The organism is Salinicola salarius, assembly GCF_003206135.1.
GTDB lineage: Bacteria > Pseudomonadota > Gammaproteobacteria > Pseudomonadales > Halomonadaceae > Salinicola > Salinicola salarius.
The window spans coordinates 96455-120438 of record NZ_PZJT01000009.1; the positions used below are offsets into that span (position 1 = coordinate 96455).

The 23984-nt window shown below is 64.1% G+C and carries 28 protein-coding genes; 16 read left to right on the plus strand and 12 right to left on the minus strand.

Going from position 1 to position 23984, the window contains the following annotated elements; all coding sequences use genetic code 11:
• Positions 1-91 precede the first annotated feature (91 nt).
• Both DOM32_RS10055 and DOM32_RS10060 read left to right on the plus strand, forming a co-directional pair.
• On the plus strand, positions 92-712 hold the full coding sequence (locus tag DOM32_RS10055; protein WP_110633976.1) for an NUDIX hydrolase: 621 nt from the start codon (positions 92-94) through the stop codon (positions 710-712).
• 87 nt (positions 713-799) lie between these two features.
• Positions 800-1456, plus strand: coding sequence for a tellurite resistance TerB family protein (locus DOM32_RS10060; RefSeq protein WP_110633979.1), 657 nt, complete (start codon positions 800-802; stop codon positions 1454-1456).
• Between the two features lie 22 nt (positions 1457-1478).
• On the opposite strand, the gene DOM32_RS10065 is transcribed toward DOM32_RS10060, so the two are convergent.
• The 3 genes from DOM32_RS10065 to DOM32_RS10070 all read right to left on the minus strand — a co-directional run bounded on the left by DOM32_RS10065 (position 1479) and on the right by DOM32_RS10070 (position 4290).
• On the minus strand, positions 1479-2732 hold the full coding sequence (locus DOM32_RS10065) for a methyl-accepting chemotaxis protein (protein ID WP_071230914.1): 1254 nt from the start codon (positions 2730-2732) through the stop codon (positions 1479-1481).
• 323 nt (positions 2733-3055) lie between these two features.
• Entirely contained in the window at positions 3056-3298 is a 243-nt protein-coding gene (locus tag DOM32_RS18070) for a hypothetical protein (RefSeq protein WP_244179878.1), read from the minus strand.
• Positions 3262-4290: an MFS transporter gene (locus tag DOM32_RS10070; protein WP_244179879.1), complete on the minus strand. Its 1029-nt coding sequence runs from the start codon at positions 4288-4290 to the stop codon at positions 3262-3264. The genes DOM32_RS18070 and DOM32_RS10070 overlap by 37 nt, the downstream gene beginning before the upstream one ends.
• Positions 4291-4432: 142 nt before the next feature.
• On the opposite strand from DOM32_RS10070, the gene DOM32_RS10075 reads away from it, so the two are divergent.
• On the plus strand, positions 4433-4993 hold the full coding sequence (locus tag DOM32_RS10075) for a TetR/AcrR family transcriptional regulator (protein ID WP_071230912.1): 561 nt from the start codon (positions 4433-4435) through the stop codon (positions 4991-4993).
• A 177-nt stretch (positions 4994-5170) separates the two neighbouring features.
• Here DOM32_RS10075 and DOM32_RS10080 read toward each other — a convergent pair whose 3' ends face one another.
• Positions 5171-5389 (minus strand): hypothetical protein, encoded by a 219-nt coding sequence (locus DOM32_RS10080; RefSeq protein WP_110633982.1) that lies wholly within the window; start codon positions 5387-5389, stop codon positions 5171-5173.
• Between DOM32_RS10080 and mntP the strand changes: the two genes are divergently transcribed.
• From mntP to DOM32_RS10095, 3 genes are all read left to right on the plus strand, one after another.
• Positions 5388-5969, plus strand: coding sequence for a manganese efflux pump MntP (mntP, locus tag DOM32_RS10085; RefSeq protein WP_110633984.1), 582 nt, complete (start codon positions 5388-5390; stop codon positions 5967-5969). The genes DOM32_RS10080 and mntP overlap by 2 nt on opposite strands.
• Before the next feature lie 100 nt (positions 5970-6069).
• Positions 6070-6222: an alternative ribosome rescue factor ArfA gene (gene arfA / locus DOM32_RS10090; protein ID WP_083387240.1), complete on the plus strand. Its 153-nt coding sequence runs from the start codon at positions 6070-6072 to the stop codon at positions 6220-6222.
• Between the two features lie 196 nt (positions 6223-6418).
• Entirely contained in the window at positions 6419-7030 is a 612-nt protein-coding gene (locus tag DOM32_RS10095) for a cyclodeaminase/cyclohydrolase family protein (RefSeq protein ID WP_157957065.1), read from the plus strand.
• 29 nt (positions 7031-7059) lie between these two features.
• Here DOM32_RS10095 and DOM32_RS10100 read toward each other — a convergent pair whose 3' ends face one another.
• From DOM32_RS10100 to rhtA, 3 genes are all read right to left on the minus strand, one after another.
• Entirely contained in the window at positions 7060-7665 is a 606-nt protein-coding gene (locus tag DOM32_RS10100; protein WP_110633990.1) for a LysE family translocator, read from the minus strand.
• Between the two features lie 117 nt (positions 7666-7782).
• Positions 7783-8619, minus strand: a complete 837-nt coding sequence (locus DOM32_RS10105) for an AraC family transcriptional regulator (protein WP_071230907.1) — start codon at positions 8617-8619, stop codon at positions 7783-7785.
• 120 nt (positions 8620-8739) lie between these two features.
• Positions 8740-9633, minus strand: coding sequence for a threonine/homoserine exporter RhtA (gene rhtA / locus DOM32_RS10110; RefSeq protein ID WP_167400663.1), 894 nt, complete (start codon positions 9631-9633; stop codon positions 8740-8742).
• On the opposite strand from rhtA, the gene DOM32_RS10115 reads away from it, so the two are divergent.
• Together DOM32_RS10115 and ampC are read left to right on the plus strand one after the other, a co-directional pair.
• Positions 9632-10303: a helix-turn-helix domain-containing protein gene (locus tag DOM32_RS10115; RefSeq protein ID WP_244179880.1), complete on the plus strand. Its 672-nt coding sequence runs from the start codon at positions 9632-9634 to the stop codon at positions 10301-10303. The genes rhtA and DOM32_RS10115 overlap by 2 nt on opposite strands.
• A gap of 141 nt (positions 10304-10444) precedes the next feature.
• Positions 10445-11617, plus strand: a complete 1173-nt coding sequence (gene ampC / locus DOM32_RS10120; protein WP_110634285.1) for a class C beta-lactamase — start codon at positions 10445-10447, stop codon at positions 11615-11617.
• Positions 11618-11739: 122 nt separating this feature from the next.
• Here the strand turns inward: ampC and mqo are convergent, their stop codons facing one another.
• Positions 11740-13344 carry a malate dehydrogenase (quinone) gene (gene mqo / locus DOM32_RS10125; RefSeq protein WP_071230903.1) on the minus strand — a complete coding sequence of 535 codons (1605 nt, stop codon included), beginning with the start codon at positions 13342-13344 and terminating at the stop codon, positions 11740-11742.
• Positions 13345-13677: 333 nt separating this feature from the next.
• On the opposite strand from mqo, the gene DOM32_RS10130 reads away from it, so the two are divergent.
• From DOM32_RS10130 to DOM32_RS10145, 5 genes are all read left to right on the plus strand, one after another.
• Positions 13678-14202 carry a DUF6438 domain-containing protein gene (locus tag DOM32_RS10130; RefSeq protein ID WP_110633998.1) on the plus strand — a complete coding sequence of 175 codons (525 nt, stop codon included), beginning with the start codon at positions 13678-13680 and terminating at the stop codon, positions 14200-14202.
• 132 nt (positions 14203-14334) lie between these two features.
• Complete coding sequence (locus DOM32_RS17780; protein ID WP_157957066.1) at positions 14335-14508, plus strand: hypothetical protein; 174 nt, start codon at positions 14335-14337, stop codon at positions 14506-14508.
• Positions 14509-14706: 198 nt separating this feature from the next.
• On the plus strand, positions 14707-15243 hold the full coding sequence (locus DOM32_RS10135; protein WP_110634001.1) for a gamma carbonic anhydrase family protein: 537 nt from the start codon (positions 14707-14709) through the stop codon (positions 15241-15243).
• Positions 15244-15446: 203 nt separating this feature from the next.
• Complete coding sequence (locus DOM32_RS10140; RefSeq protein ID WP_110634004.1) at positions 15447-15773, plus strand: thioredoxin family protein; 327 nt, start codon at positions 15447-15449, stop codon at positions 15771-15773.
• A 51-nt stretch (positions 15774-15824) separates the two neighbouring features.
• Positions 15825-16757 (plus strand): DUF808 domain-containing protein, encoded by a 933-nt coding sequence (locus tag DOM32_RS10145; RefSeq protein WP_110634007.1) that lies wholly within the window; start codon positions 15825-15827, stop codon positions 16755-16757.
• A 54-nt stretch (positions 16758-16811) separates the two neighbouring features.
• Here the strand turns inward: DOM32_RS10145 and DOM32_RS10150 are convergent, their stop codons facing one another.
• Positions 16812-17387, minus strand: coding sequence for a gamma-glutamylcyclotransferase (locus DOM32_RS10150; RefSeq protein ID WP_110634010.1), 576 nt, complete (start codon positions 17385-17387; stop codon positions 16812-16814).
• Between the two features lie 206 nt (positions 17388-17593).
• Here DOM32_RS10150 and DOM32_RS10155 point away from each other — a divergent pair, with 206 nt between their 5' ends.
• On the plus strand, positions 17594-18244 hold the full coding sequence (locus DOM32_RS10155) for a hypothetical protein (protein ID WP_110634013.1): 651 nt from the start codon (positions 17594-17596) through the stop codon (positions 18242-18244).
• 4 nt (positions 18245-18248) lie between these two features.
• Here DOM32_RS10155 and DOM32_RS10160 read toward each other — a convergent pair whose 3' ends face one another.
• The 3 genes from DOM32_RS10160 to DOM32_RS10170 form a co-directional block, all read right to left on the minus strand.
• Positions 18249-18521: a hypothetical protein gene (locus DOM32_RS10160; RefSeq protein WP_071230896.1), complete on the minus strand. Its 273-nt coding sequence runs from the start codon at positions 18519-18521 to the stop codon at positions 18249-18251.
• 100 nt (positions 18522-18621) lie between these two features.
• The gene (locus DOM32_RS10165) at positions 18622-20007 is read right to left on the minus strand and encodes a uracil-xanthine permease family protein (protein ID WP_110634016.1); all 1386 of its coding nucleotides are present in this window, start codon (positions 20005-20007) and stop codon (positions 18622-18624) included.
• A 106-nt stretch (positions 20008-20113) separates the two neighbouring features.
• Complete coding sequence (locus DOM32_RS10170) at positions 20114-20554, minus strand: YkvA family protein (protein ID WP_110634018.1); 441 nt, start codon at positions 20552-20554, stop codon at positions 20114-20116.
• 294 nt (positions 20555-20848) lie between these two features.
• Between DOM32_RS10170 and DOM32_RS10175 the strand changes: the two genes are divergently transcribed.
• Together DOM32_RS10175 and pgm are read left to right on the plus strand one after the other, a co-directional pair.
• Entirely contained in the window at positions 20849-22081 is a 1233-nt protein-coding gene (locus DOM32_RS10175) for an MFS transporter (protein WP_110634021.1), read from the plus strand.
• A 147-nt stretch (positions 22082-22228) separates the two neighbouring features.
• Positions 22229-23893 carry a phosphoglucomutase (alpha-D-glucose-1,6-bisphosphate-dependent) gene (pgm, locus tag DOM32_RS10180; RefSeq protein ID WP_110634024.1) on the plus strand — a complete coding sequence of 555 codons (1665 nt, stop codon included), beginning with the start codon at positions 22229-22231 and terminating at the stop codon, positions 23891-23893.
• Positions 23894-23984: the final 91 nt, after the last annotated feature.

Sequence of the window (23984 nt, forward strand, 5' to 3'; positions counted from 1 at the left end):
TCGTGCCTGATGCCGCCACTGCCTGACGTTGTCGGCCGCAGTTGTTAGTCTTCAGGTGAACGTTACCTACCCCTGAATCGGAAACCGCCTCATGGAAGATCAATGGCTCGCCTGGGCCAAACGGCTCTCGGCCCTGGCCGACACCGGGCTGCACTATTGCCGCGACAAGTTCGACCGCGAGCGCTATGAAGAGGTCGCCGAGATTTCGACGTCGATGATGGCGATGCTGGGCGATATCCCCATCGGCCGCGTGAATCTGGCGCTGGGTGCCGGCGAAGGACACGTCACGCCCAAGATCGACGTGCGCGCGGCGATCATCGACGACGGCAGGATCCTGCTGGTCAAGGAGAAGATGGACGGACGCTGGACGATGCCCGGCGGCTATGCCGAGATCGGGCTGTCGGCGGCCGAAAACACGGTCAAGGAGGTGTGGGAAGAAGCTGGCGTCACGGTCGAGGCCAAGCGGCTCTATGCCATTCGCCACAAGGCCAAGCACGCCTACCCGGCAGACGTGCTCGACTTCTACAAGCTGTTCTTCCTCTGCGAGCGGCTCGATACCAAGCCGCTCGATCCCGGTCACGAAGTCTTCGATGCCGCCTATTTCTCGCCGGACGATCTGCCGCCGCTCTCCGAGCCCCGAGTCATCGCCCGGGATATCGTCGATGCCTTCGCGTTTCACGCCGATCCTCGGCGTCCGGCGCTGATCGATTGAGCGAATCGACGCCAGCGTTAAACCTCCTCGCCTCGAGACGGTCTATAGCATTGCGGAACATTCAGGCAACGGGGTAATGGAGGATCGATGAACGCGCAGAAAATCCTTTCGCAGATCATGAAGCAGGCCGGTAGCAGCCGGAAAACGTCGTCGAGCGGTGGCGGTTTCGATGCCAAGTCGCTGCTGGGAGGTGGCGCGCTGGGCATGCTGGTTGGCAGCAAGCGGGGGCGCAGCATGGGCGGCAAGGCGATCAAGTACGGCGCGCTGGCCGGGCTGGGGGCACTAGCCTGGAAAGCCTGGCAGGCCCATCAAGAGAAGTCGTCTGCAGCGCCGGCCCACGCGCCGACGACCGGAGCCGATCAGCCACTGGAGCAGCTCTCCGGCGATCGGCAGGAGAACCGCAGCCTGGTCATCCTGCGTGCGATGATCGCCGCCGCGCGGGCCGATGGCCATATCGACGCCGCCGAGCGGGCCGCACTGGCCGAACAGATCGACGCGCTGGGCGCGGACGCCGAGCTGCATGCCTGGGTCGAGCAGCAGATGTCCGCGCCGCTGGACGCCGAGGCGATCGCCCGCGATACCGAGTCGCCGCAGGCTGCGCGGGAAGTCTATCTGGCCAGCGTGGCGATCATCGACGAGCAGAACCCGATGGAGCGGGCCTGGCTCGATCAATTGGCGGCGGCGCTCAATCTCGATGGCGATCTCTGCCGTACGCTGGAGCGCCAGGCAGCAGACGCTTCCTGAACCTGGGCGGGAAAGGCGGAGGCTAGAACGTCTCCCACTCGTCTTCTTCCTGACGCGCGCTGGCCGGCAGGGGTTGGTTGCCGGATTGGTTGCCGGGCTGGGGTCGTGTCGGCTGCGGCATCGCCGGAATGGCGGCGCCTTTGCTGGCGCTTTCGCTGGCGCTGAGCCGGAAGACCGCCACGGCGGCCTGCAACGCCTCCGACTCCCGCTCCAGCGCGCGGGCGTTGTCGGCTGCCTGCTGTACCAGCGCCGCATTCTGTTGCGTGACCTGGTCCATCTGCGTGATCGCCTGGTTCACCTGGTCGATGCCATGGCTCTGCTCCTCCGAAGCCGTGGCGATTTCATGCATGATGGCGTCGACATTGCCAATGGCCGTGACGATCTCCTTCATCGTCGCCCCCGCCTTGTCCACCAGCCGGGCGCCATCCTCGACGCGCTCCGCTGAACGCTGGATCAGTTCGCGAATCTTCTTCGCCGCATCGGCGGAGCGGGTCGCCAGCGTCTGGACTTCATGGGCCACGACGGCGAAGCCGCGCCCCTGCGCTCCGGCCCGGGCGGCTTCCACCGAGGCGTTGAGCGCCAGAATGTTGGTCTGGAATGCAATCGAGTCGATCGTATCGAGGATTTCCACCACCTGGCGCGACTGGTCGCTGATGTCATGCATGGTGGTGACCACCTTGCCCACCACATCGCCGCCCTCGCGAGCGACGGCCGAGGCATCGTCGGCCAACTGACTGGCCTGGCGGGCGTTATCGGTATTCTGGCGTACCGTCGAGGTCAGCTGCTCCATGCTTGCCGCGGTCTCTTCCAGCGCCGCCGCCTGCTGTTCGGTGCGCGCCGACAGGTCGGTATTGCCCTGGGCGATTTCTATGGCTCCCTGATGAACGTTGTCGCTGGCATCCCGAGTATTGCCGACGGTGTGCAGTAGATGCGCCTGGGTGCGCTCCAGTGCGGCGAACAGGCGGCCGATCTCGTTGTTGCCCCGGCTTTCGATCTCGCCGGAAAGGTCGCCCTCGGCCAAGCGCTCGAAATGCTCGACCAGACGTTTCAGCGGTCGAATGACGTTGACGGCTACGCCCCAGAGAATGATCGCGACCAGAACCAGCGTGAACACGACGGCGGTGCCGATGGCGAGGTTCAACCAGCCCGTCGACACCGTGCGGCCAGCGTTGGCCGCATAGGCGGCAAGCCCGGCAACGCTGAGCACCAGGAAGGTAAAAGCCAATATCACCAGTAGCCAACTGGTTTTAACCGTCAGGTCGTCGAGTCGTTTCATGCGATAACATCCCAATGAGTGGAAAGCCTGCCAGGCTATGCGTAGCCTGCCGGCACGATCGTTACACGCTGGTTACCTGCCGAATTATCGGCATTGCCCGTGAAGACTTGCAACGAGTCTGGCGAGACCGGCAGCTTCGACCGCCTGGAGGGAGAGGGTGAGAGCGGTATTTTCGACGATTTTGGCAGGATATCGGCACTGAAAAAGAGGATTCGTCGCGATTTTGCGGCGCATCCGGGGCGACGAAATGTCACGGCACGGCGACTGATCGATGATTTTCGTCGTGTGCCGCAACGCCAGCGGAAGAGATTTGCAGATGCTAGTTAGGCGGGGGTGCGGCTGCAAGCCCGGGGCCGGGACTCGGGCTGGCGCTGCGTCAACGTGCCGACGAAGGCGGCGAGAGAGAGCAGGGCCACCAGGCTGCCGTAGACGTAGGTGGTGGGGATCAGCCCCAGATGCTGGGTCGCGATACCGCCGCACAACGCCAGCGTGCTCGCGGAGAGATAGCAGATCACGTAGAACGCCGCCATCAACGCCGAACGCTCGGTGGGTGGCGCCAGGGGCATGACGACGCGCATGGCGCCCATGAACGCGGCGCCGAAGCCGATACCAGCGATCGCCGTCCCGCCAGCAGGATCGCGCCCGACTGCTGATGGACACCCAGCAGCAGCCCCAGCATGCCGACGATCAGGCAGGCGGTGCCGAGCAATACGGCCAGCCTTGGCGGTCTGGCGCGAAGCGTCAGCACGCTGATACCGCCGATGAAAGGCAGCAGGAAGGTAATCAGGCAACCGACCAGCGGATTGTGAACGCCGCTGATTCTCTCCACCAGCGTCGGCCCCAGCGACAGCGAAAAGCCGCCCAGCGCCCAGGAGGAAACCACCGCCGGGATGACGCGAAACAGCGGGCCGCGCACTGCCGGTGGAATATGCGCGCGCGGACGCAACGCCGCCAGCGCACCGGGCCGCGGTGTCACGCTCTCCGGAATCCGCGTGAGCCATAGCCCCATCACGACGAGCAACACCATCAATATCAGATAGACCAGACGCATCGGCGCCGGTGCGTAAGCCACCAGCACGCCGGCAAACAGCGCCCCGATTCCCATGCCCGATAACGGCGCGATGCTTGCCAGCACCGGGCCGCGAGTATGGTCGCTGTCGAGCATCGCCGCTGCCAGCGCGCTGGTCACGATCCCGGTGGCCACGCCTTGCAGGATCCGGGCCGCCAGCACCCATGCCAGCCCGTCGGCAACCAGGAACAGCACCAGCGACAGGAGCTCGCCCACGATCGCCATGGCGACGACCGGCCGCCGGCCGATGTAGTCGGACAGCGAGCCGGTGGTCAGCAACGCCAGCAGCAGCGCGAACACGTAACTGGCGAACACCAGCGTCAACCAGGTGGTCGAGAAATGCCAGGTCGTCTGGTAGAGCTGATACAGCGGCGTGGGTGCGCTGGAGGCCGCAAGAAACGTCACCATCAAAATCGCGTAGTAAACCAGTGAACCGAGACGAGGAGACGGATAGACATTGGTCTTGGGCGCAGACGCGGGCGGTGACATCGAGGAATCCATTAATGCTAAAATTTTGCGTTAGCGGAGTTTGAGCTTAGCAGGCTCATAAAGCAAATATTTTGCGTTTGTATCTTTCGCATAGTTCTTTTGTATAGTCCTTTCGTATAGTTCTTTCGTGTAGTGGATAGTCATGCCGATCAAAGAAGCCGTCAGACCGGGCGGCCGCAGCGCCCGGGTGCAGGAAGCCGTTCACCAGGCCGTTCGCGAACTGCAGGCCGTGACGCCACGCGACGAACTGACGGTGCCCCGAATCGCGGAGCGAGCCGGTGTCACGCCATCGACGATCTATCGCCGCTGGGGCAACCTTTCGGAGCTGGTTGCCGATGTCTCGCTGGAGCGGATGCGCCCCGACGACGACCCCGTGGATACCGGTACGCTGGCCGGCGACCTGCAGGCCTGGGGCGAGCAGTATCTCGAGGAGATGACCTCGGTGCCGGGGCAGCGCGCGCTCAACGACGTCATGGCCAGCGCCGACGGCGGGCGCCGGGAGCGTTGCTATCGCTACGGCGAGTCGCTCATGGGCACGCTGCGAGAGCGGGCCCTGGTGCGCGGTGAAGGCGCGCCCTCGGTGGCACGGCTCATCGACGGCATCATCGCGCCGATGACTTATCGGCTGCTTTACGATCCGGAAGCGGCCACGACCGACAACCTGCAGCGATGGATCGCCGGCACGTTGACGAACGAGGAGTGAGTCGGCACCGAGACGGCCATCGCAGCATCCCAAGACCATGGCTCGCGGTCGTCCGGTTGCGCATCGGCGAGCCAGAACTGTCGAGTTGGCAACCCGGCGATCAAAGTCCAACCCGCGTTAACTTGATTAACGTCAACGACACGAATTAACCAGGGTGAATTTTTTCTTTAAATTCAATCATTTATTGATATCTGGCGGGCAGGCGTCTATAGTCTGAACCCTCCTTGGGGAGTAGCCGATCACCGCCGACCAGACCTCGGCGGTGATGTTCGTGTCAACATGCTCGGCGATGCCGTGGCACGAACGCCGGATCCGGTTGGCGAGACCATGGACATTCGCGGTGCAGAGTCGGGCACGGTGGATGTCGTGGTGATACCACCGGCTGGATAAAATCATGAACCCTGCTTCTCTCGTCATACTCGCCTTTGCCATGTCGACCGATGCGTTTGCCGCGTCGATCGGCAAGGGTGCTGCTCTCAGACGTACTCGCTTCCCCGAAGCGCTTCGTATCGGCGTCATCTTCGGCACGGTCGAAGCGATCACACCGGTCATTGGCTGGGCCATCGGGCTGGCGGCGACTCGCTTCGTCTCCGAGTGGGATCACTGGATCGCGTTCGTGCTGCTGGGCGCGCTCGGTACCCACATGATCTGGGAGGGGTTCAAGCCCGTCGAGCCAGAGGCGAACGACGAGAAGGCGCCGGAGCGAAAGTCGGTCTGGCTGCTCGCCGTCACGGCCCTGGCGACCAGTATCGATGCCATGGCGGTGGGGGTGACGCTGGCGTTCGCCGACGTGAATATCGTGGTGGCGGCGGTGGCGATCGGGCTGGCGACGACGCTGATGGTCACCATCGGCATCATGCTTGGCCGTGCGATCGGCTCGCTGATCGGCAAGCGCGCCGAAATCGCGGGTGGCGTGGTGCTGATCGCCATCGGCATCACGGTCGTCTACGAGCATCTGTTCGTCCAAGTGGGTTGAAGCGCCGCTTCCCGGCCCATACCTTCCTGCCACGGCCGCATGACCATGCGGTCGTGTCGTGTCTGATACTTCGACATTCTCCCGCTATTCAGGAGCCGATATGAAACCGCATCCCATCCGGGACAACGCGCTCAAGGCGGCGTTGCGCTCGCCTCAATTCCGTCAGCAGCAACAGAAGCCCAAGAAAGGCAAAGGCAGCTATTCGCGCAAGGGGCGTGCGCCTCGGGGAGGGCACTATCGCCAAGCGGCTTGAGGCAATTTCGGTCTCGGGCTGTTTCGCCATGGTGCCTTCCCCTCTCTCTTTTCCTGCTGCTATCTCTCCATCCGCTTCCTCGTCATCTGCTATCGCACCGCCCGCTCTCTCCCGGCTCGCATTCACCTCCTCTTGATTTGCCATGCTTCGCGTGGCGGCGTCTATGCTGAGACATCGATCATCTCCGGGAGTCCCCATGTCGACCTCGTCTTCGCTCTGGCAGAGCTCGCTTGCCGATTTTCAGCACGCCGTCGAAACGCGCTCCACCCCGGGCTGTGGTGCCGCCGCCGCGCTGAATGGATGCCTGGGATTATCGTTGATTCTCAAGGGGGTGCGGTTGCATCGCGGCGAATCCGATCGCGATCTTCACCGCCGGCTGGTTGCCGAGGGTGATGCGCTCCATGACGCGTTGGCCAGCGCCGTGGATGACGATGCCGCGGCGTTTGCCGACTATCTCGACGCGCAGCATCTGCCACATGACACCGATGCCGAGGCGAACCGGCGTGATTCGGCGCTGCGCGAGGCCCGCGACGCCTCGATCCGGATTCCGCTGGCCGCTGCCGAGCGGTGTCGTGAAGGGCTGGCGTTGGCGGTCGAGGCGTTGGCTATGACATCCGAGGCGATGCGCAGCGATACCCTGGCCGGTGCCACGATGCTCAGGGCAGCCCTGGAGGCGTTGTTGATCGGCGTAGAGGCCAACCTGGAAGCACTGGCCGACCAGGCGTCGCGCCGGGAGCTGGAGACGCGCTGTGGTGCGCTTCGTGCCGACGCTCGCGCCCACTGTCGGCGGCTGGGCCTGGACGCCTGATCGTGGCGTTGCGCTGTCGGCGATCTGTTTCAGCCCGGTATCAGCACGCTCCACCACGCTACGCCCAGCAATAGAAAAGCCAGCCCCCGGTTGAACCATTGCCATTGATGCGATGTGCGAAACAGCCGGCCGACGCCGCTGCCCATCAGCGCCCAGCACGCCAGACAAGGCACGGCGATGCCGCCGAAGATGAGCGCCAACACGGCAATATGTATCGTGCTGGTGGTGCCATCGGTGAACACGCCGACGACCGAGAACGCCATCATCCAGGTCTTGGGATTGACCAGTTGCAGGCCGGCGGCCTGCAGGGCGCCGAAATGCGGTGCCCGGCCAGATGCCTCGCTCTCCAGCGTCGGCGGCGGGCTGCGATAGAGCTTCAAGGCCAGCCAGCTCAGCCAGGCGACGCCGACTACCGCCATGACGTGGCGCACGAGCGGATGGGCCAGCAGGGTCTGTGCCAGGCCCCCACCGATGATCAGCACGATCAGGGCGGCCGCCAGACTGGCCCCGAAGACCGCGGGTAGCGCGCGTTTCCAGCCCTGCCGCGCGCCCTGCGTCAGGATCAGCAGGTTGGTTGGCCCCGGCGTGATCGAGGCGACGAAGGCGAAAAGCGTGAAGGGCAGCCAGGACGACATGGACAACTCCTCGAAAGTCGGGAGCGTCACTATGACGTCGGCGGGCGTTGGCGTCTGGAAGGTTTGAGCAGCCGTGCGGCACGAGCGGGCTGAACGACTCGACCCCGTGAGCCATTGTCAGCGCGATGGCCGGCAACGACGGCGATAGTCGGCCGGCGTCAAACCGTAGGCGCGGCGAAACCAGCGGCCCAGATGGCTCTGGTCGGCGAACCCCAGTTGGCTGGCCACGATGGCGGGTGACTCGCCGGTGGCGAGACGCTGGCGGGCGAGACTCAAGCGCAGCTGGATCAGATAGGCATGGGGCGCCAGGCCGAAGGCAGCCTTGAAGGCGCGGGTCAGGCGGAAACGGTCGACGCCGCACTCTTCGGCGAGCGTCTGCAGACCGATATCGCTGTCACAATGGGCGTGCAGGTATGCCTGGGCACGTCGCGCCACGCGGGGCAGGCGCGGGTCGTCGTCCCGGCGTCGCCGGCGCCAGCCCAGATGCGGAAGCATGCCCTGCAGCAGGGTGTCGAGTGCAGCGTCGCGCTGCAGTCGCGTGCCCGGCTCGCGCAGTGTGGTAAAAGCGTGGGCGACGGCGGCGATCAATGGCGCGTCGTCGACCAGGGTCGTGGTAAAGCCCGGCTCCCCCGAGGCGAGGCCCGGCGTACCGAACTGGCGCAGTTCGCGTTGCAGCCAGGCCGCATCGATGTAGAGCATGGAGTAGGTGAAGCCGCCGCTGGCCGGTGCGTGTCCATCATGGATCTCCCCCGGCTCGACAAAGAAGAGGCGGCCCGGCGTGCTGTCGTGTCGCGAGTGTCGGCAGTGGAACTGCTGCACGCCCTGTTCGGTGAAGCCGACCAGGTAGCTGTCGTGCCAGTGCGGATCGTAGGCATGGCCCTCGAAATGGGCGCGGATCGTCTCGATGCCCGTATCGCCATCCTGTTGCAGGTCGATCCAGTTCGTCGATGTCATGCTGCCTCCCGCCCCACGGTCGATGCGGTATGCCGTCTCGATCCGTCAGCATGCCAGCACGAGCGACGCTTGTCTGGAACGTTCGTGCGGCTAAACCTTCGAGCCAGCTCCCGAGGCGCCTCAGTCCGGGGCTGGGGTCTCGAAGGTATCGCGTCGGCGCACCGTCAGCGTGGTGCCGATCGAGGCGACGATGATCAGGCCGATGGCCAGCCACTGCAGGCCGCTCAGGAGCTGGCTCAGGAACAGCAGGCCGGAGAGCGCGCCGATCGCCGGCTCCAGGCTCATCAGCGTGCCGAAAGTCTGGGTCGGCAGGCGCGGCAGCGCCACCATTTCGAGCGTGTAGGGCAGGGCCGTGGAGAGCACGGCGACGGCGAATGCCAGCGGGAGGACTTCCGGGGCGAAAATCGCCGGGCCGACGTCGATCAGGCCGACGGGGGCGATCACTACCGCCGCGATGGTGATGCCCAGCGTGGCGCTCTGGGCCCCGTTGATCGATCCCGCCTTCTGGCCGAACAGGATATACAGCGCCCAGCAGACGCCGGCTCCCAGTGCGCAGGCCGCGCCGTAAGGGTCGACCGGGCCGTTGCTGTCATCGCCCAGCAGCAGGAGACACGCCAGGCCGAACACGGCGAATGCCACCCACAGCAGGTCCAGCCAGCGTCGCGAGGAGAGCAGCGCCACGGTGAGCGGCCCGGTAAACTCCAGCGCCACCGCGATACCCAGCGGCACCGTCTGCAGCGCCTGGTAGAACAGCAGGTTCATGATGCCGAGCGCGACGCCATAGACGAGCGTCGACTTCCAGGCGCGGCGGCTCAGTGGCTGGCGCCAGGGCCGCATCACGATCAGCAGGATCAGCGCAGCGAGAATCAGGCGAATCGAGGTCGTGCCGGTGGCGCCGATGACCGGAAACAGCGATTTGGCGATGGACGCGCCGGTCTGGATCGAACACATTGCCACGATCAGCATGGCCACCGGCCAGGCTCTGGCCACGAATTCACGCATGGCGACTGACATGACACCTCCTGAGGTCTGCGGCATGATGGCTCGCCAGACGTTGCCACTCGCCGAACCGGCGGTCGAGGGGCATTCGACGAGAGCCGCAATTGTACGGATGGGCAATATATTGCACAAGTCTAGCGAGCGCCCCGACGTGCTGGTTCATGTGGCGGCCAACGTCCGGCGCCTGCGTCAGGCCGCGGGGCTGAGCCAGCAGGCGCTGGCGGATCAGGCCGGCGTGAGTCGGCGCATGCTGGTCAATATCGAGAAGGGCGACGTCAACGTCAGCCTGAGCACGCTCGATCGCCTGGCCGAAGCGCTGGGCGTGCTGTTCTACGCGCTGGTCCAGCCGCCGGGCAGCGAGGATTCGGCGCGCATCGACGAAGTCGCCTGGGTGGGAAAGCACCCCGCGAGTCGCGCCCGGCTGATGGCGAGCAAGCCGGCGCGGCAGGAGGTCGAACTGTGGTCCTGGTCGCTGGAGCCGGGAGACAGCTACGAATCGGCCGCCGACGACACCGGCTGGCACGAGATGCTGGTGGTGATCGAGGGCACGCTGACCCTGGAGCTGGACGATCGCTGCGTGACGATCGAGGCCGGCGACTTCCATGTCTATCCCAGCGACCAGTCCTACCGCTACCGCAATGAAGGGCCGGGTCGGCTGCGCTTCATCCGCAACGTGGTGTATTGAACAGCCAGAGCGCAGGCCGTGGAGGGTGCCGCTTTAGCGGGCTGGCGGTTCCGGTCTTCACGCTTTTCGCGCATGATGGGCGGCACCGTTTTTGCGCCCGACGATGCCCGTCGGCGCACAGTGCCGAGGATCGAAATCGTCATGAAAGGAATCGTGCTAGGGGTGTCATTGTTGCTGCTGGGTTCGCCGGCCGCCGTATCGGCACAGAGCGACGGAGCGGATATCGGGGAAGCCGTCGATCCGGTCATCGAGTCGCTGATGCGCCAGCAGAGCATTCCCGGCATGGCGGTGGCGGTGATTCGCCCGCAGGGGACGCAGATCCTGAATTACGGCGTCGCCGACCGTGATGGCAGCACACCGGTCGATGATGACACCCTGTTCGAGCTCGGCTCCATCAGCAAGACCTTTACCGCGACACTGGCTTCGCTCGCCGCCGTCCAAGGCAAGCTAGACCTGGACGCGCCGGTCAGCCGTTATCTGCCCGAGCTCGAGGGCAGCGCCTTCGACGAGATCAGCGGGCGCAACCTGGGCACGCACACCACCGGCGGGCTGCCGCTGTTCGTGCCCGACGAAGTGACGGACCGCGACTCGCTGATGGCCTGGTATCGCCAGTGGCAGCCTACCGAGCCGATCGGCAAAAGCCGCACCTACTCCAACCTGGGCATCGGGCTGTTGGGCCTGGAAGCCGCCGCCAGTCTCGATCAGGCATTCGTGCCGGCGATGCAGTCTCGCGTGCTGGAGCCGCTCGGGTTGGCGCACACCTTCTACGATGTCCCCGAGGCGCAGATGGCGCATTACGCCATGGGCGAGGACAAGCAGGGCGAGCCCATTCGCGTGGCGCCCGGCATGCTCGATGACGAGGCCTACGGCATCAAGACCACTGCCGGCGATCTGGCCCGGCTAGTCCAGGCCAACCTCGGTCTGCTCGAGATCGACGACGACCTGCAGCAGGCGGTCGACATCACGCGCCAGGGTTATTACCAGGTCGGCGACATGACCCAGGATCTGATCTGGGAGCAGTACCCGCTGCCGGTCCCGCTGGATACGCTGCTGGCGGGCAACGGCTACGACATGATTCTGAAGCCCAACGCGGCCGAGGCGATTCAACCACCGCAAGCGCCGCGCAGCGATGTCTGGATCAACAAGACCGGCTCCACCAACGGCTTCGGCGGCTACGTGGTTCTCGTGCCCGGCAAGCAGGTCGGGCTGGTGATGCTGGCCAATCATAACTATCCCAACGACGCGCGAGTGAAGGCGGCCTACGAGATGCTGTCGAAGCTGAATGTGATCGACGCCAGCAGCGCCATGGAATAGCCAGTCTCGGGACGTTGTGGGGGCGAGCCCGCCCGCAACGGAAACTCAGGTCTGCCAACGCAAACCGCCCGCCTCGGCTTGGCCGAGGCGGGCGGTCGTCGCTGCCGGAGACGCGATCCATATCAGCTGCCGCTGATTTCCGGCTCCGAGGTCGAGGCGGGGGTCGTGGTCAGATCTGGCTCGCTCAGCTCCAGCAGCTCGCGTGACATGGCGCGCACGTCGTAGAGCAGCTGAGGATTGTCGGCCAGTGCCTTGCCGTAGGAGGGTATCATCGCCTTCAGCTTGGCCTGCCATTCGTCGCTAGCCACCTGTTCGGGGAAGACTTTCTCGAGCAGCGTCAGCATGATCGAGGGTGCCGTCGAGGCGCCAGGCGAGGCGCCCAGCAGCGCGGCGATGGAACCTTCCGCGCCGCTGACCAGTTCGGTGCCGAACTGGAGCGTGCCACCCTTGCCTTCGATGTCCTTGATCGTCTGCACCCGCTGGCCGGCGGTCCACAGCTTCCAGTCTTCACGGTTGGCTTGTGGATAGTAGTGCTGAAGCTCCTTGAACTGGCCGCTTTCGGACATGCGCAGCTGGCTGATCAGATACCGCACCAGATCCATGTTGTTGATGCCGACCTTGGTCATCGGCCACAGATTGTTGGGCGTGATCGAGCGCATCAGGTCGGTCCAGGAACCGTTCTTGAGAAACTTGCTCGAGAAGGTGGCGAACGGCCCGAACATGATCGCCGGAGTGCCGTCGAGAATGCGCTTGTCGATATGCGGTACCGACATCGGCGGCGAACCGGCGGGCGCCAGACCGTAGACCTTGGCGTCGTGCTTGGCGACGACTTCCGGATTGGTAGTGAAGAGGAACTGACCACCGACCGGAAAACCACCGTACTGCCGGGCTTCCGGAATGCCGGATTTCTGCAGCAGGCGCAGCGCCGCACCGCCCGCGCCGATGAACACGAAGCGGGCATTGACGGTGCGCTCGTTACCACCGTCGCTGGTGTTGGCCACGGTGACTTTCCAGGTGCCGTCCACGTTGCGCTCCAGGTCTTGCACCTGGGTATTGACGGACAGATGGAAGTTATCGCGGCGGGCCAGCGCGTTCATCATCTGGCGAGTAATCTCGCCGAAATTGACCTCGGTGCCGATCGGCATCCGCGTCGCGGCCACGGGCTCGCTGGTATCGCGCCCGGTCATGACCAGCGGTATCCACTCCGCGATCTTCTGGGGATCCTCGGAATATTCCATGCCGGCGTAGAGCGGGTTCTGGCGCATCGCCTCGAAGCGGGTCTTCAAGAACGAGACGCGCTCGCCGCTCCAGACGAAGCTCAGATGCGGTACGGTATTGATGAAGGAGCGCGGATTGGCCAGTACGCCTTCGCGAACCTGGCTCGCCCAGAACTGACGCGACACCTCGAACTGCTCGGTAATCTTGACGGCACGTTGAATGTCCACGCTGCCATCGGGCTGAGGCGAGGTGTAATTCATCTCGGCGAAGGCCGAGTGGCCGGTGCCGGCGTTGTTCCAGACGTTGGAGCTCTCTTCGGCTGCCTTGTCCAGACGCTCGTAGAGGTGGATGGTCCAATCGGGCTGCAGTGACTGGAGCAGGGTTCCCAGGGTGGCACTCATGGTGCCGCCGCCGATGAGGACGACGTCGACGTTTTGAGTGTCGCCGGATTCGGCTCCAGGCTGGGTCTGCAGGCTGGAACAGAATGTCATGCCGTGACGCAATTTCATGAAGGTTCTCTGTCTGATGGATACGGACAGGCGCGAACGCGACTAGGACGACAGTTTAATGAGGTCGTGGCGTTAGTGCCATGATTATGACGGCCCCGGTTTGGCGACGAGCGCGGTGTGAACTCCTTTTTTATCTTATCAATCAATAATCTATTGTTGAATTACGGAATTTTTACAACATTGAAAGGAGCGCGGGATGACGACGGATCCAGACGGCTGGACGCTGGCGGACCCGGAGACGGCACCGAACGCCCGCATTGCCTCGTCGAATGCTGGCGCTAGCCGGAGCATGTCGACCGGGCTTCACATCATCGAAACGTCGAGGAAAACGCCATGACACGACAAGCGGCACGCTATCTGATGACGGCGATCACGATTCTGCTGGTCGCCGGATGCACCCAGTCGCGAACACTGCCGGACGGCGAAACGGCAGGTAGCCAGCCGGCCGGCAGTGGTCAGGCCGTGACCGATATTCGTTACCAGCTCGGGCCCTGTCACGGCATGTGCCCGGTTTACAGCGTCGATATCAGCGAGGATGGCACGACCCGATTCACCGGGGAGCGGTTCACGGCCGTCGCGGGCGAGCGTGTTCGCATCAACGATCCCGAGCGATTCACGTTGGTCGAGAGGCGGCTCGCCCCGTGGCAGCCGGCGATGGGGACGACGACCGCCACGCCGGACTGCGGTCCGCGCGCGACGGATCTGCCCCATTACACCGTGACGTGGACGAATCGCGACGGAGAAACGGCGACCCTCGAGCATGACAGTGGCTGCCATTCGGCGGATGCTCGCGAGTTGACGCAGCAGCTTCGCGCTCTGCCCCAGGCGTTGGGCATCGAGCCCTGGGTCGAGCGCTGACCGACCATCGGGGAACGACGAGGCCAGAGACGCTACGACTATTCTGTGCTTGACGAGGGGATATTCGTTTAGCATGCTAATTAGGCGTCGCGACAAAACGTCGCAGGGCGTTCCATTACCGAAGGAGTGGTCATGAAAGCGTTCAATAAATTGTTTTCGATGTTGGCCGCCATCGTCGTCTCCGCCGTGTTGCCGTTTTCCATGGCTGCGGAGAGCGAAGCCAGCCAGCACCAGAGTTCCTACAGCGGCACCAGCGTCAATTCCTCCGTGGTCAGCGAGGACAAGCAGGACGACGAGTCGGCCTGAATATCCCTGGATTCTGAATGCCGCGATGAAGTGCCCGAATGACGACAAAGTCCCGATGTCGACACGATATCGGGGCTTTTCGTTTGCGCAGGATATGACGTGTGTCGCTGTAAGGCAGATTCTCTGGGCCTAAAGTCGGCTGGCAGCCGATGCGGCCGCAGGCGAGGATGATGTCACCTTTCAGCCGGAGTCATGCCCATGCCTGTCTATGCCTATTTCGATGCGGTGCCGAATCTGCCGGACAAGGGGCGCTACTGGGTCGCGCCTAGCGCTCACGTCATCGGGCAGGTCGAACTGGGAGAGGACGTGGGCGTCTGGTTCAACGTAGTGATCCGTGGCGACAATGACCGGATCCTGATCGGCGAAGGCAGCAATATCCAGGAAGGCTGCATGCTGCACACCGACCCTGGGCTCGTTCTGCGTGTCGGTCGTGGCTGCACCATCGGCCACCACGCCATTCTCCATGGCTGTACCCTGGGCGACAACACGCTGATCGGCATGGGGGCGACCGTGCTCAATGGCGCGCGGATCGGCAATAACTGCCTGGTCGGCGCCAACGCGCTGGTGACCGAAGGCAAGTCTTTCCCCGACAATTCGCTGATCGTCGGCGCGCCGGCAAAGGCGGTGCGCACACTGGACGTCAAGGCGATCGAGGGGCTGAAGGCCTCGGCAGCGCATTACGTCGAACGCTGGCAAGCCTTCTCCCGAGGTTTGAAACCGATCGACATCGATTGACATTCGAGGGCTATCCAGCCCCTGATCCAACCCCGATAAGCCTATTCCGCTTTCCTGCTTCTTCCCGAATATCGGCATGAAACCCTTGTCATCGGCGAGGGTTTTGTCATTTGCGACTATCTTGTATTCAACACGGCGAGCTTGTGTTCGACATAGCGAACTTGCGCTCAATATTGCGAGAAACCGGTTCCCAGGAGGATGCCATGACGAGCCAGTACACGACCGACGAACCCGCCCGGGAGGCGCTGTACGACATCGCCGGGCCCGCCGTGATCGAATTCGGCGCGCCCTGGTGTCCGTGGTGTCAGGCGGCCCAGCCGCTGATCGCCGAAGCGTTCGAAGGCGCGCAGGAGCTACCGTACTTCAGGATCGAGGATGGCAAGGGCCGGCCGCTGGGGCGGGCCTTTCGAGTCAAGCTCTGGCCGACGCTGATCTTTCTGCGTGACGGCGAGGAGGTCGCTCGCTGTGTCCGGCCGGAGTCGACGGCGCCCTTGAAGCAGGCGCTGGCGAAAGTCGTCACGCCATCGTGAGGATTTCCGCTACGCTTGGCGCATTCCTGATTCACCGATAGAGGATTCTTCGTGGCCGCAGGCAGTCTACTGACACTACTCGACGATATCGCCACGTTGCTCGACGACGTTTCCCTCATGACCAAGGTGGCCGCCAAGAAGACGGCGGGCGTGCTGGGTGACGATCTGGCGCTCAACGCCCAACAGGTCACCGGCGTTCGCGCCAGCCGCGAGCTGCCAATCGTGTGGGCCGTGGCGAAAGGGTCGCTGCGCAACAAGCTGATTCTGGTGCCGGCGGCGCTTCTGATCAGCGTGATCGCTCCCTGGCTGATCACCCCGCTGCTGATGCTGGGCGGCGCGTTTCTCTGTTACGAGGGCGCGGAAAAACTGGCTCACAAGTTTCTGCACGGTGGCGCCGAGGCGAGCAAGGAAGATGTCCGCGCCGCCGCGAAGCTGAAGACGAAGGAGGAGCGGCTGGCGTTCGAGAAGGACAAGATCAAGGGCGCCGTGCGGACCGACTTCATCCTCTCGGCGGAAATCATCGCCATTACGCTGGGCACGGTGGCCAGCGCCAGTTTCACCCAGCAGGTCGTGGTCCTGGCGATCATCGCCGTCGCCATTACCGCGGCGGTCTACGGCCTGGTGGCCGGCATCGTCAAGCTCGACGATCTCGGCGTCTATCTCACCGAACGCTCGGCGAGCTTCGCCCAGTCGATCGGTCGCGGGATTCTGTGGGCGGCGCCCTATCTGATGAAGCTGCTGTCGATCGTCGGCACCATCGCGATGTTCCTGGTCGGCGGTAGTATCCTGACGCATGGCGTGCCCTTCATTCACCATGCCATCGAGAATCTCGCCGAAGCGCCGGCCGATATTCCCGGCGTGGGTGCGATCATCCAGCCGCTGGCTCCCATGCTGCTCAACTTCGCTTGCGGCCTGCTGGCCGGGGCGGTCGTGCTCGGGGCGGTGCAACTGATCAAGAAGCTCCGATCCGGCAGCGGCCACTGACAAGGCAAAGCGCTGCCCGCGAGAAGCGGGCGAACTCACGGATCAACCCATGGATCAATCCGCGAGCAGGGCGCGCTCCAGGGCGAAGACATGGGCGTCCTCGAATCCCAGCTCGCGCAACGCGGCAGCCAGGTTGAGCAGATAGTCGCGGTTGGGGCCGCTCGGGCCGTGAGACGTGGCGATCTGGCGCGCGATCTCGGCTTCCGAGGCCGGACCGAGATAGGCGGCGTTATCCTCTCCCGCCAAGTACACCACGCCCTCGACTCGGCTGACATGATCCGAGGGCGAGTCCTCGAAGGTCATCTCTGTCACGACGCGCAGATAGCCATTCTTCTCACGGATATCCAGCGGTTCGAACACGCGGGGAGAGATGCGATAGGCCATGCCGTGGCAGATTGCATCGGCATCCGGCGTAAGCGTCACGACCCGCCCCGGCGCTTCCGGCGTGCCACGATGATCGTGGGAGCCTTGCCAGAAGCGCCGCGTCCAGCCGCGAATCGAGGCCGGGCGGCGTTCCAGGTAGTCGAAATCCGCCTTCCAGATCAGCGAACCGTAACCAAATAGCCATACCGATTCGTGATCGTCGAAGTAGGTCATCCGGCGATTGTGGGCAGTGGTATCGAAAGACATGGGACTCCGGTGTTGAAGACTGGCGAACGGGCGTGTGCCGTGGCGGGGGAATAATATGCGGCGGCGCGCGGTCGATCTCAAGGCCGGCGGGGCGCGCGTTTTCGTCACTCGTCGTGGTGGTCCCTGCCGATTTGACAGTTGGCCCGGCGATGCCATGTTGAAGTTCCATCATCATTGAAACGCCGTCATCGCTCTCGGGAGTCATCATGGCCAGTCAAAAACGGATCATCGCGGCACTGATGCAGCGTCATGGACGCACCTTCGCCAGCGAACTGGGGATCGACCTGCGCAAGAACACGCCGTCGCCACTGTTTCGTCTGCTCTGCTATTCGCTGCTGACCAGTGCGCCGATCAGTGCCGAGCTGGCGATGCGTGGCGCCAGGGCGATGGCCAGGGCCGGCTGGACGACGCCGCAGAAACTGCAGGCGAGCGACTGGGAAACCCGAGCGCGGGTACTCAACGAGTCCGGTTACGCGCGCGTCGACGAAAAGACCGCCACGCAGCTGGCGGACATGAACGCCGCACTGCTGGAGACCTACGGTGGCGATCTGCGCAAGTTGCGCGAGGCGGCGGAAGGTAGCCCCAAGGCGTTGCGGAAACGGCTCAAGGCCTTCAAGGGAATCGGCGGCACCGGTGCCGATATCTTTCTGCGCGAGATCCAGTTGGTGTGGGACGAATGCTACCCCTATGCTGACAAGGCCGCGCTCTCCGCGGCCGAGAAACTGGGGCTCAAGGCCGACGCCGACAAGCTGGCCGACAAGGTATCCCGCGAGGATTACCCCAGGCTGATGGCCGCGTTGGTGCGTTGCAAGCTGGAGAAGGATGTCCAGGGCGTGCAGGATGCGGCCAAAGGCTGAGCGTCTACCACTGGCGCTTCGGGTCGCTCAGCCACTTGCCCACCGGCCCGATCCCGTCCGTACACCAGGGCTCGCTCAGCCGGGTGATGAAAAAGCGGGGCTGCTTGCCGAACGCCCGGTTCAACCGCGAACGCAGAAACTCGATCGGATCGGTCGACTCGATCAGCCAGGTCGTGCGAAACAGCGGGATGGATTCGAACCGTCCGAGCATCGACTCCAGGCGATGGCTATCCATTCTTCCCAGCGGTCTGTCGAAGGTCAGGCAGTAAATGCCCATGGCATGCTCCTTGCTGCCGAATTAGCCAACTCTCATCCAGCGTAGACCGACCGGCGACGGCTTGTCCTTGTCCCCGATCGAATCCGTTGGTCATGGGCGCTCAGAATGCCGGATCATCCGCCTTTGCCGATTCGTCAGCGGCCTTTGGCAGGATCAGGTTGAGCACGATCGATACCAGCGCGCCGGGGATCAAGCCGGATTCCAGCAATACGCCGATCTGATCGGGCGCGCCCGCGTAAAGCCCGCTCTGGGCCGGCAAGCCGATGGCGACGGCCAGCGAGACGCCGACGATCAGCATGTTGCGCTTGTTGAACGCGGCATGGGAAAGCATCTTCACCCCCGCGCTGGCGATCATCCCGAACATGATGATCACTGCGCCGCCCAGCACCGCGGCGGGAATCGCCGAAACCACCGCGCCGAGCTTGGGAATCAGCCCCGCCAGCACCAGGAAGCCACCGCCAATGGCGACCACGAAACGGCTGGCGACACCGGTCAGGGCAACCAGCCCGACGTTCTGGCTGAAGCTGATCTGCGGGAAGGCACCGAACAGTGCCGCGAAACTGCTGGAAAGACCATCGGCCATCACGCCACCGGACAGCTCTCGCGGCGTGGCCTCGCGCTCGGCGCCGCCAATCGCCGTGCCGGAAATGTCGCCGATCGACTCGGCGCAGGTCACTACCGCCATCAGCGTGATCGCCAGAATCGCCGCCGGATCGAAACTCAGCCCGATCTCGAAGGGGACCGGCAGCTGGAACCAGCTGGCATCGGCGACCTTGGAAAAGTCGAGCAGGCCGAACGGCGCGGCTACCGCACAGCCGACGAGGATGCCGATCAACACCGCAGCCTCGGAGAGAAAGCCGCGACAGAACTGATGAAACGCCACGGTGACGATGAAGACCAGCGCGGCCAGCAACAGATGATGCGGTGCCCCGAAGTCCTCGGCACCGACGCCGCCGCCGACATAGGCGAAGCCCACCGGCAACAGCAGGATGCCGATCAGCAGCACGAAGGTGCCCGAAACCACGGGCGGGAAGAACACGCTCAAACGCTTGTAGAAGACGCCCACCACTGCCATCGCCAACCCGCCGATCAGTGCGCCGCCGAAGACCGCCGGCAGCCCTTGACTGGCAGCGATCGGAATCATCACCGGCACGAAGCCGAAGCTGGTGCCCATGACGATCGGCAGACGCGCGCCCAGCGGGCCGATCCCCAGCGTCTGGACCAGGGTGGCGATCCCCGCCACGAACATCGCCATCTGTACCAGGAAGACGGTATCCGCCCCTGAAAGGCCCGCCGCGCCGGCGATGATCAGCGGCACGGCGGCATTGCTGACGAACATCGCCAGCACATGTTGTATACCAAGTGGAACCGCCTTTCGGAGCGGTGGGAAGTAGTCGATATCGCGTAGCCGACTATCGTTTTCGTTGACGTGAAGGCGGCATTCTTCCTTGGAATGACGGCTTGCCGCGGTGGTGTCCTGATTCATCGAATACTCCAGAGTCCGTTGTTGTTGTCTACCTTTGTCGAACTACTCTAGAGCGTTTTTGTGTACAAAAAAACCGGTAAAGCGAAAGGCGTGGATGGCGCCGGCTTCAGTCCTCGTTCGGCCACCAGCGCGCCAGCACGGATTCTGCCTGGCGCTTGATGTCCTCGTCGATATAGATCGACACGGCCACCAGCGCGGCGGCCAGTACGCTGGCGTCATCGGTATAGCCGACACCGGCGACGAAGTCGGGGATCGCATCCAGCGGCGAGATGAAATAGCCAAGCGCCCCGATGATCGTCGACTTCGCCCAGAGCGGAACATCGGGTCGCTTGAGCACGAAATAGAGCTGGAGCGCCTTCAGCGCCACCTCGCGCCCGGCGCGCTTGCCGAAGCGCGTCAGCTTGCGCCAGAAGCGCTCATCGCTGTAGCTGTCCTGGTGCTTGGCGGGTGCTTCGGAACCGGACGGTAATTCGACCGCCACGTCAGCGGGCAGATAAATGGTGTCGTCGTGCTCGATACGGCGGGAGTAGCGAGAGAAAATCTTCATGATCGGGCTCCGTCATTGCGGGCGGTATCCCAGTCTAGGCAGAGGATCGGCCGGCGCCCAATTTCTTCGAGTGCCGGCCGGCACGGGCGGAAGCCTCGAGGGCGATCCTCGGCCCAGACCCATGAGCCAGTCGCGCCAGAGTCTGGCGGCGACAGCGAGCGGCGGAAGCGTTCGACGAATGCCGAGCTGCATTTTCGGACTTTTGGTCAAACATGCCGGAGCTTTAGTGATAGAGGAGCTTGCGATACTACTTTAGTCTAGGCGCCATCCCAAGTCTTGACCGGAAATCTCGAAATGACGACGCAAGAACCTCGACACGCGCCGCAGACGGTGCCAGAGCCCTCGCGCTGGATCGCCGTATTCTCGCTGACGATGGGCGTGTTCAGCCTGGTGATGGCGGAATTTTTGCCGGCCAGCCTGCTGACGCCGATGGCGGAGTCGCTCGCGATCAGCGAGGGGCAAGCCGGGCAGGCCGTTACCGTAACGGCGATCGTGGCACTGCTTTCAGGATTGCTGGTGACGGCAGTGACCCAGCGGCTCGATCGCCGTCATGTGCTGCTGGCGTTCTCCGTACTGATGATCGCCGCCAACCTGACGGTGGCGTTCGCGCCGCATCTGGCCTGGCTACTGCTCGGGCGGGTATTGCTCGGCGTGGCATTGGGTGGGTTCTGGGCGCTCTCGACCGCGACGGTCATGCGGCTGGTGGCCGAGCATGACGTGCCGCGCGCGCTGTCCGTGATCTTCACCGGCGTGCCCATCGCCACCATCAGCGCCGCGGCACTGGGCAGCTATCTCGGCGATGTGATCGGCTGGCGCAACGTCTTCCTGCTGGCGACGGCGCTCTCGGTGGCGACGCTGGTACTGCAATATGTCACCTTGCCGCGGATGACGCCCGAGCGCCCGACACCGCTCGGCACCTTGGTCAGCGTGATCAAGCGGCCGGGCATGGGCGCGGGCATCATCGCCATCGTACTGGTGTTCTGCGGCCACTTCGCTTTCTTCACCTACGTACGTCCGTTCCTCGAGGGTGTGTCGCGGATGAGCATCAACGAACTCTCCTCGACCCTGCTGGCGTTCGGCGTGGCGAACTTCGTCGGCACGCTGGTCGCGGGATTCCTGCTCGAGCGCAGCCTGCGGTTGACGCTGCTGCTGATGCCGCTGGTCATGGGCGTGCTGGGCTGGCTGCTGGCCAGCCTGGGCGGCTTCTCGATGGGCACCGATGCCATCATGGTGGCGACATGGGGCTTCGCCTTCGGCGCGGTGCCGGTCGCCTGGTCGACCTGGATCACTCGCGTCGTGCCGGACGAGGCCGAAAGCGGCGGCGGTCTCATCGTGGCCTCGATCCAGCTGGCGATTGCGCTGGGCGCGGCCGTCGGCGGCGTCATGTTCGATATCAGCGGAGTCCTGGGCGTCTGTGCGACGGCCGGCACGCTGCTGCTGGCCGCTGCCGCGCTGATCCTGGTGGCGGTCAGGACGCGGCCGGAGGCGTCGGCCGATCGCGACGCCATGGCGGCAACCTGTCAGTAAACGTGAAAACCTCGGCAGCCCGGCCGGCGGCGCCGCGGTATCGGCCGGGATTCGGCCGGGAGGATGGGCGAGCTCATCTTGCTTGTCGGGCAGGGATGATGGTCTGCTATAAGGAACCGCCCCAAGGACCATCGAAAGGAACCGACGATGAGTATCGACCCCCAAGCAGGACGCTTGCCCGACGAACACAGTCTCGCCAACCTGCCGCGTCTGGTGTCGCGCTATTACAGCGAACGCCCGGACGCCAGCGACCCCGGCCAGCAGGTTGCCTTCGGCACTTCGGGCCACCGCGGCTCGTCGCTGAAGACGAGCTTCAACGAGTGGCACATCCTGGCGACGACCCAGGCGATCTGCGAGTATCGCGAGGCCCAGGGGATCGATGGGCCGCTGTTCATCGGCATGGATACGCATGCGCTGTCCGAGCCGGCCTTCGTCTCCGCGCTGGAAGTGCTGGCGGCCAACGGTGTCGAGACGCGGATCGACGCCGGCTGCGAGGAGACCGGCGGTGAGGTCGGTTACACGCCGACGCCGGCGATCTCCAACGCCATTCTGGTCTACAACCAGGGGCGCACCAGCGGCCTGGCCGACGGCATCGTGATCACGCCGTCGCACAATCCGCCGGTGGATGGCGGCTTCAAGTACAACCCCACCAACGGCGGCCCTGCCGATACCAATGTCACCAAGTGGATTCAGGAGCGCGCCAACGAGCTGCTCGCCGGCGGGCTCGAGGGCGTTCGCCGCGTCAGTTATGCCGAAGCGCTGAAGGCGCCGACCACCCAGCGTTTCGATTACATCGACAGCTACGTCAGCGGGTTGGACAAGGTCATCGACATGGCCGCAATTCGCGATTCCGGGCTCAAGTTCGGTGTCGATCCGCTGGGCGGCGCCGGCGTGCACTACTGGCCGCGTATCGCCAAGCGCTACGATCTGCCGCTGGAGGTGATCTCCACCACCGTCGACCCGACCTTCCGCTTCATGCGCGTCGACTGGGACGGCAAGATCCGCATGGACTGCTCGTCGCCCCATGCCATGGCAGGGCTGATCGAGAACAAGGATCGCTTCGACGTCTCGTTTGCCTGCGACACCGACCACGATCGCCACGGTATCGTCGCGCGCTCGACCGGGCTTCTGAATCCCAACCATTATCTGGCCGTCGCCATCGAGTATCTCTTTACTCACCGCCCGAACTGGAGCGACAAGGCTGCCATCGGCAAGACGCTGGTCTCCTCGTCGATGATCGATTACGTCGCCGAAGGCCTGGGCCGGGACGTGGTCGAGGTGCCGGTGGGCTTCAAGTGGTTCGTCGATGGTCTGATCGAAGGCACTCTCGGCTTCGGCGGCGAGGAATCCGCCGGCGCCTCGTTCCTGACGCGGGACGGCAAGCCCTGGTCCACCGACAAGGACGGGATCATTCTCGGTCTATTGGCCGCCGAGATCACCGCCGTGACCGGTAAGGACCCGGGCGAGCGCTATCAGGCCCTCACCGAACGTTTCGGCGCGCCGGTCTACGAGCGCGTGGACGCGCCGGCCAACCGCGAGCAGAAGGCCAAGCTCGGCAAGCTCACGCCGGAACAGGTCACCGCCGACACGCTCGCCGGCCATCCGATTACCCGCAAGCTGACCGAAGCGCCTGGCAACGGCGCCGCCATCGGCGGGCTCAAGGTGGTTACCGAGGCGGGCTGGTTCGCCGCGCGCCCCTCCGGCACCGAGGATGTCTACAAGATCTATGCCGAAAGCTTCGAAGGCGAGGAGCATCTCAAGCGGATTCAGGAAGAGGCCAAGACGCTGGTCGACCAGGTACTGGCGGGCTAGATCCAGCGACGAGTCGACCCTGAAGGAATAGCAAGAGCGGGCTGCGCATGCAGCCCGCTCTTTTTTGCGTTTCAAACCATACTCATCACGT

Coding starts and splice junctions, on each gene's coding strand:
- mntP (WP_110633984.1), top strand. CDS start 5,388: ATGAACCCTGCTTCTCTCGTCATACTCGCCTTTGCCATGTCGACCGAT.
- DOM32_RS10100 (WP_110633990.1), bottom strand. CDS start 7,665: ATGTCGTCCTGGCTGCCCTTCACGCTTTTCGCCTTCGTCGCCTCGATC.
- mqo (WP_071230903.1), bottom strand. CDS start 13,344: ATGAAATTGCGTCACGGCATGACATTCTGTTCCAGCCTGCAGACCCAG.
- rhtA (WP_167400663.1), bottom strand. CDS start 9,633: ATGTCAGTCGCCATGCGTGAATTCGTGGCCAGAGCCTGGCCGGTGGCC.
- DOM32_RS10175 (WP_110634021.1), top strand. CDS start 20,849: ATGACGACGCAAGAACCTCGACACGCGCCGCAGACGGTGCCAGAGCCC.
- DOM32_RS10170 (WP_110634018.1), bottom strand. CDS start 20,554: ATGAAGATTTTCTCTCGCTACTCCCGCCGTATCGAGCACGACGACACC.
- pgm (WP_110634024.1), top strand. CDS start 22,229: ATGAGTATCGACCCCCAAGCAGGACGCTTGCCCGACGAACACAGTCTC.
- DOM32_RS10105 (WP_071230907.1), bottom strand. CDS start 8,619: ATGACATCGACGAACTGGATCGACCTGCAACAGGATGGCGATACGGGC.
- DOM32_RS18070 (WP_244179878.1), bottom strand. CDS start 3,298: ATGCCCCTGGCGCCACCCACCGAGCGTTCGGCGTTGATGGCGGCGTTC.
- DOM32_RS10060 (WP_110633979.1), top strand. CDS start 800: ATGAACGCGCAGAAAATCCTTTCGCAGATCATGAAGCAGGCCGGTAGC.
- DOM32_RS10165 (WP_110634016.1), bottom strand. CDS start 20,007: ATGAATCAGGACACCACCGCGGCAAGCCGTCATTCCAAGGAAGAATGC.
- DOM32_RS10155 (WP_110634013.1), top strand. CDS start 17,594: ATGGCCAGTCAAAAACGGATCATCGCGGCACTGATGCAGCGTCATGGA.
- DOM32_RS10080 (WP_110633982.1), bottom strand. CDS start 5,389: ATGATTTTATCCAGCCGGTGGTATCACCACGACATCCACCGTGCCCGA.
- DOM32_RS10095 (WP_157957065.1), top strand. CDS start 6,419: ATGTCGACCTCGTCTTCGCTCTGGCAGAGCTCGCTTGCCGATTTTCAG.
- DOM32_RS10070 (WP_244179879.1), bottom strand. CDS start 4,290: ATGTCACCGCCCGCGTCTGCGCCCAAGACCAATGTCTATCCGTCTCCT.
- arfA (WP_083387240.1), top strand. CDS start 6,070: ATGAAACCGCATCCCATCCGGGACAACGCGCTCAAGGCGGCGTTGCGC.
- DOM32_RS17780 (WP_157957066.1), top strand. CDS start 14,335: ATGAAAGCGTTCAATAAATTGTTTTCGATGTTGGCCGCCATCGTCGTC.
- DOM32_RS10135 (WP_110634001.1), top strand. CDS start 14,707: ATGCCTGTCTATGCCTATTTCGATGCGGTGCCGAATCTGCCGGACAAG.
- DOM32_RS10065 (WP_071230914.1), bottom strand. CDS start 2,732: ATGAAACGACTCGACGACCTGACGGTTAAAACCAGTTGGCTACTGGTG.
- DOM32_RS10115 (WP_244179880.1), top strand. CDS start 9,632: ATGACACCTCCTGAGGTCTGCGGCATGATGGCTCGCCAGACGTTGCCA.
- DOM32_RS10075 (WP_071230912.1), top strand. CDS start 4,433: ATGCCGATCAAAGAAGCCGTCAGACCGGGCGGCCGCAGCGCCCGGGTG.
- ampC (WP_110634285.1), top strand. CDS start 10,445: ATGAAAGGAATCGTGCTAGGGGTGTCATTGTTGCTGCTGGGTTCGCCG.
- DOM32_RS10160 (WP_071230896.1), bottom strand. CDS start 18,521: ATGGGCATTTACTGCCTGACCTTCGACAGACCGCTGGGAAGAATGGAT.
- DOM32_RS10150 (WP_110634010.1), bottom strand. CDS start 17,387: ATGTCTTTCGATACCACTGCCCACAATCGCCGGATGACCTACTTCGAC.
- DOM32_RS10055 (WP_110633976.1), top strand. CDS start 92: ATGGAAGATCAATGGCTCGCCTGGGCCAAACGGCTCTCGGCCCTGGCC.
- DOM32_RS10130 (WP_110633998.1), top strand. CDS start 13,678: ATGACACGACAAGCGGCACGCTATCTGATGACGGCGATCACGATTCTG.
- DOM32_RS10140 (WP_110634004.1), top strand. CDS start 15,447: ATGACGAGCCAGTACACGACCGACGAACCCGCCCGGGAGGCGCTGTAC.